Below are 3,697 nucleotides of genomic sequence, written 5' to 3'. Positions count from 1 at the left end.
GCGCGGCCCTGGACGCCGCAGCCGACGACCGCGAGGCGTGAGGCCCCCGGCGCCGCGAGGTGGTCGGCCGCCACCGCGCTCGCCGCCGACGTGCGCAGCGTCGTCACGGCCTCGCCCTCGATGACCGCGACGGGCCGTCCGTCCACCGGGTCCAGGACGGTCACCAGGGCCGCCACGGTCGGCAGGCCGCGCGCCGCGTTGCCCGGGGTGACGCTCCCGAACTTGGCGACCGCCCCGGCGCCGGGCAGGCGGGAGACGTAGCCGAAGGCGACGTCCCCGTCCGGGCCGTCCAGCAGCACCCGCGGCGCGAGCCGCGCCCGCCCGCGGCCGAGCGCGGCGAACGCCTCCCGCTGCGAGGCGATCGCGGCGGGCAGGTCGAACACCGCGCGCACGTCGGCCGCGGAGAGCAGCAGGACACCGGCCATGGGGAGATCCTTTCCAGGCCGCGGCCCCGCTGTCGAGTGGCGAAAGGGCAAGCGGTGCTTACCGATCAGTGCATGAGATCGCATGCTTGCCCGTCTCGACGCCCGTGCCTGGACGTTTCACGCTTTCACCATCCCGGACCACGAGGACCTGCCGGCCACGAGCGACGGAGAGCCCGATGACTCCACTGATCCCGCGGGACCGCCGACGCCGGTTCCGGACGCTCACCGCGGCGGGCGCCGGCCTGCTGCTCGTCCCGCTCGCCGCGGCCTGCGGGTCGGGCGGCTCCGGCGGCTCGGGCGCCATCAAGATCGGCGTTCCGGCGCCGCTGAGCGGCGACTCGGCCTCGGCGGGGCAGGACATCCTCGCCGCGGCCAAGGTCGCCGCCGACGAGATCAACAAGGCCGGCGGGGTGGACGGCCGCAAGATCCAGATCGTGGAGGCCGACGACCAGTGCAGCGCCCAGCAGGGCGCGCAGGCCGCGCAGAAGCTGCTCAACAGCGGGGTCGTGGCGGTCGCCGGCGGGTACTGCTCGGGCGCGGCGGTGCCCGCGATCCCGATCTACGGCAGGCGCGGCGTCCCGTTCGTGATGGACGCCTCCACCAACCCCTCCCTCACCGACGGCGGCAAGGGCAAGGTGTTCCGCACCTGCGGGCGCGACGACAACCAGGGCCTGGTCGCGGCCAAGTTCATGACCGGACCGCTCGGCGCGAAGCGGATCGCGCTGCTGCACGACAACACCACCTACGCCAAGGGCCTCGCGGACGCGGCGGCGAACTCGGCGCGGCAGGCCGGCGGCCAGGTCGTCTACGAGAACGCGCTGCAGCCCGGCCAGTCCGACTACGGCCCCGTCCTCACCAAGATCGCCTCGACGCGGCCGGACGTGCTGTACTTCACCGGCTACTTCGCCGAGGCGGGCCTGCTGATGAAGCAGCGCAAGCAGCTCGGGCTGAGGTTCGCGCTCATGGGCGGGGACGCCACGACCGACTCCACCGTGCTGAAGACGGCGGGCTCGGCGGCCGGCGGCTACATCGCCACCACCGCGCCGCTGGCCAAGGACCTGCCGGCCGCCGCGCGGTTCGTCTCGGCGTACAAGGCGGCGAACCACGCCGATCCGGGGCCGTTCTCGGTGTACGAGTACGACGCGGTGAAGGTCGTCGCGAAGGCGATCGACGACGCCGGGTCCACCCGGGGCGCCGCGATCACCGAGGCCCTCCACAAGATCAAGGACTTCCCGGGCATCACCGGGCCCATCACCTTCGATGCCAAGGGCGACCGGACCGACCCGCTCTACATCACCGTCCAGGTCCAGGGCGGCGCGTTCACCGCCTACAAGAAGCTCGACGAGAGCGGCGCCACCTGGGTGGACGCCAAGACCTCCTGATCAGGGGCCCGATGAGCGAATTCGTCCAGTACCTCGTGAACGGCCTGACGATCGGGGCCTTCCTCGCGCTGATCGCGCTGGGCTACTCGATGATCTACGGGGTGGTCCGGCTGATCAACTTCGCGCACGGCGACGTGTTCATGATCGGCGCGTTCGCCGGGTTCGGAACGCTGACCGCGCTCGGCGCGAGCGGCGGGATGGCGCTGCCCGCCGTCCTCGCCGCCGTCGTGGTCGGCGCGCTGACCACCGGCGCCATCGGGACCGGGATCGCCAGGGCCGCCTACGTGCCGCTGCTGTCGTCGCCGCGCCTGGCGCTGCTCATCGCCGCGATCGGGGTGTCGCTGGCGCTGGAGGAGGGGGTCAAGGTGCTCACCGACGCCCGGTTCAAGTCCTACCCCCACGCCCTGGACGGCGGCCGGATCCTCAGCGGCGCCGTCCACGTCACCTGGGGGCAGCTCGTCCTGGTCGTGCTGTCGGTAACGCTGATGGCGGCGCTGTGGCTGTTCGTCACCCGCACCGTGACGGGGACCGCGATGCGCGCGCTGGCGATGGACCGCGACGCGGCGCGGCTCCAGGGGATCGACGTGGAGCGGCTGATCCTGGCGACGTTCTTCATCGGCTCGCTGCTCGCGGGCGCGGCCGGCGTCATGTACGGGCTGTACTACGTTCAGATCAGCTTCGGCATGGGCTTCCTCATCGGACTGCGCGCCTTCACCGCCGCGGTGCTCGGCGGCATCGGCAACCTGCCGGGGACGATGGTCGCGGGCGTGTGCATCGGCCTCGTGCAGTCGTTCTCCGCCGGGTACGTCTCGTCCCGCTGGACGGACGTCATCATCTTCGGGCTGCTGATCGCGGTGCTGGCGCTGAGACCCACCGGCCTGTTCGGCGAGCGCGTCGTGGAGCGGGCGTGAGGGCGCCGCGGCCCGCGGGCGGGGAGGCGGCCGTCCGGTACGGCGGCTGGCCGCTGCTCGTCGCGCTGGCGCTCGCCGCCGGGCAGACCCTCGACGACTACGCGCTGACCGTCGCCGGGACGATCCTGGTCTACGCGATCCTCGGGCTCGGGATCAACATCGTCGTCGGGTACGCGGGCCTCCTCGACCTCGGGTTCGCCGCGTTCTTCGCGATCGGCGCGTACGCCTCCGGGCTGCTGACGCTGAAGCTGGGGTGGGGCTTCTGGGCGACGCTGCCGGTCGCGGTCGCCGCCGCGGCGGTGGCCGGAGCGGTCATCGGGTACCCGACGCTGCGGCTGCGCAGCGACTACCTCGCGATCGTCACGCTCGGCTTCGGAGAGATCATCCGGATCACGGTCATCAACCTGGAGGTCACCGGCGGCCCGAACGGGCTGACCGGGATCCCCCCGGCGACGGTCGGCGGGCGGGAGATCGTCACGCCGCGGGACTTCTTCCACCTCGCGCTCGCGTTCTTCGTCGTCGTGCTGGCCGCGACGGCGCTGCTGGCCCGGTCGCGGCTCGCCTACGCGTGGCGCGCCGTCCGGGCCGACGACACCGCCGCCGAGGCGGTCGGCGTCCCGGCGCGGCGGGTGAAGCTGCTGGCGTACGTGCTGGGCGCGATGACCGGGGCCGTCGCGGGCCCGCTCAACGCCGCCCAGCTCGGCACCGTGGACCCCTCCAGCTTCACGTTCCTGACCTCGCTGATGATCCTGCTCGTGGTGATCATCGGCGGGATGGGCAGCCGGCCCGGCGTCGTGGTCGGCGCCGTCGTGATCGTCGCGCTGCCGGAGGCGCTGCGGACCGTCCAGGACTACCGGGGGCTGTTCTTCGCGCTGCTGCTCATCGCGATCGTGCTCCTGCGGCCGCAGGGCGTGTGGCCGTACCGGCCGCGCCGCCTGCGGCTCCCGGCGGAGGCGGGGCCCGCGCCCGAGCCCGCGGC

Annotated in this window: 3 protein-coding genes and 1 pseudogene; 3 read left to right on the top strand and 1 reads right to left on the bottom strand. The window is 73.3% G+C overall.

The annotated features are described in order from the left end of the window. Positions 1-425 (bottom strand): annotated as a pseudogene (locus tag AB0K37_RS40920) (hypothetical protein); the annotation flags it as partial. Positions 426-601: 176 nt separating this feature from the next. Between AB0K37_RS40920 and AB0K37_RS40915 the strand changes: the two are divergent. The 3 genes from AB0K37_RS40915 to AB0K37_RS40905 all read left to right on the top strand — a co-directional run. Further along, entirely contained in the window at positions 602-1,807 is a 1,206-nt protein-coding gene (locus tag AB0K37_RS40915; protein WP_363991286.1) for a branched-chain amino acid ABC transporter substrate-binding protein, read from the top strand. Between the two features lie 11 nt (positions 1,808-1,818). Further along, positions 1,819-2,718, top strand: coding sequence for a branched-chain amino acid ABC transporter permease (locus tag AB0K37_RS40910; RefSeq protein ID WP_363991283.1), 900 nt, complete (start codon positions 1,819-1,821; stop codon positions 2,716-2,718). Further along, positions 2,715-3,697, top strand: a 983-nt coding sequence (locus tag AB0K37_RS40905) for a hypothetical protein (RefSeq protein ID WP_363991280.1), incomplete at its 3' end; no start/stop codon positions are given. The genes AB0K37_RS40910 and AB0K37_RS40905, both read left to right, overlap by 4 nt.

This window comes from Actinomadura sp. NPDC049753 (genome assembly GCF_040674655.1).
GTDB lineage: Bacteria > Actinomycetota > Actinomycetes > Streptosporangiales > Streptosporangiaceae > Spirillospora > Spirillospora verrucosospora.
The sequence above is the reverse complement of the archived record's forward strand: the minus strand, read 5'-3'. Positions and strand labels throughout refer to the sequence as shown.